1 protein-coding gene is annotated in these 1,601 nt (G+C 37.1%); it reads right to left on the bottom strand.

Annotated elements, in window-relative coordinates; translation table 11 throughout:
* Window positions 1–1,401: sphingomyelin phosphodiesterase (gene sph / locus E5A76_RS13945; protein WP_161119289.1), on the bottom strand; the 1,401-nt coding region annotated here is incomplete at its 3' end.
* Window positions 1,402–1,601 lie beyond the last annotated feature (200 nt).

Below are 1,601 nucleotides of genomic sequence, written 5' to 3' on the forward strand. Positions count from 1 at the left end.
TTGATATATTAAGTTATCACGCCAATCTTGATATTGGAACTCTGGCATACTGATAATAAACAATCCATTATTTGTTACTGGTAAGGTGTTTTCAGAGTAAATATAACTTCCATCAGGTTCTAAATATTTATCTGCTGTTGTCCAAAGTGTATGAGCATGATCGTAGAGGTAAACAATATCACCATTTTGAATACAATCTGTTGATACTTTTTGACGGCTGATTTTCATGAAATCGGAGGAATCACCCGATTGGGTGTAATATGAACTACCAATATAATTCCAATAGTAGTTTTGATAACCATCAGCACGAGATATTTGTACATAATCATTATCGTGAATACAGACACCATTATATGGATGCCAATTATCTAATTTGAATAATGCATTAGGAACTGAGCCATTGCTACCATAAGTTAACCAACCATTAGATACATTGGCGTCAGCATAAACATACTGATTGGTAAGTTGATGCTTTAACTTTATCTGATTATAAGGCTTATTGATCGGGCGAAAGCTTTTCGTTTGTGTCTGTTCATCTGCATATTCAAAAGCAACCACTGGGAAATGATCGGAATACTCATAAAAATAATAGGGCTCCTGAGTGCCCGGTAATTCGACCTTTTCTGATAACACATCTAATACTTGATTGTGCCAATATTGAGGTTGTTTATGACTGCGTTCAACCAAAATGTAGTCCAATAACTGTCCTTTCAGATCAGGATAATTATCATGTGCTAACCCATTGATACTAGGGTCCCATGAGTAAGCAGCCCCTGCATAATGTGTTGGTTCAAATACATTGAGCGTATCGAGCATCGAGTAAAATTCTTGCGACGTTTTAACTACATTTAAATCGCCTGCAATAAAGAACATCTCATTGAATGATCGTCCAGCATTAGCAATGTAGCTCTGGATCTGGGTAAATTGTTGATGCCTGATAGATGATGGTGACGCTAAACAACTACTGTCATCAGCTTGAACATGCGTGCCTACAATATTATACCGTTCACCTGATTTATTAATAACAGCATGGATAAACCCTTTCTGAGCGAGTTTATCTGCCCCACAGCTTTTATCAAAGATCACTTGCGCTTTATATTCAATAGGATATTTACTGAGTATGATCACGCCACCGTCATCAAATGAACCAGGACGCCAGCCTTCAGTTTTATCCCAACCACTTTCCGTGCGCCCTAATACTGGCGTGCGATAAGCAAATTGCTCTTTTAATCCCTCGATCAAAATATCACTGGCTTGGTTATCAAAGATCTCGTTAAACACCACCACATCAACATGGCTAAATACAGATGAATTTACTAATAACTCAGCCCGTTTATTCGGGTTGGTATTTCCTGTTACCACACCCACATTGTGATCCAGCATATAAACGTTATAGTTCATAATCCTCGGTGGAGAATGTGCATCTTCTGCCCGTAGCACAAAACTGCTCAACACGAATATGACGGAAAAAAAGTACTTAATCATTGGTAGTACACCTCATTGTGAATAATGAGCTGCACTATTTCACAGCAAAATCCGTAATAATAATTAAAAAAAACGTAAAAAAATGACAATTAGTTATCAATTTATAAACACTTTCT

This window comes from Photobacterium lucens (assembly GCF_009873615.1).
GTDB lineage: Bacteria > Pseudomonadota > Gammaproteobacteria > Enterobacterales > Vibrionaceae > Photobacterium > Photobacterium lucens.